This is a genomic window from Pseudomonas sp. 2995-3, from assembly GCF_002742565.1.
In the GTDB taxonomy this organism is placed as follows: Bacteria; Pseudomonadota; Gammaproteobacteria; order Pseudomonadales; family Pseudomonadaceae; genus Aquipseudomonas; species Aquipseudomonas edaphica.
Window position 1 is genome coordinate 1 of sequence record NZ_LJSB01000053.1, and the last position, 242, is coordinate 242.

The 242-nt window shown below is 42.6% G+C and carries 1 protein-coding gene; it reads left to right on the forward strand.

From position 1 onward, the window contains the following. Window positions 1–242, forward strand: a 242-nt coding sequence (locus tag AOA62_RS01775) for a phosphatidylglycerophosphatase A (RefSeq protein ID WP_178075612.1), incomplete at both ends; no start/stop codon positions are given.

Consider the following 242-nt stretch of genomic DNA (forward strand, 5'->3'; position numbering starts at 1 on the left):
ATGAAGGACTGTTCGGTGTCGATGAAACAATCGCCCTCGGATCCGTGTTTGGCTATGGAAGTATTGCTGTAACAACATTTGGTTACCTCGATAAAGAAAAGGTTGGGATTATCAAAGAATTAGATACAAAGTCAGATGAATCTGTCAACACCTTCCTAGATGATTTATTATGCAGTATTGCAGCAAATGCATCTAGCCGTCTAGCTCACCGACTACGGGACCGAGAAGAACGCTTGAGAGAA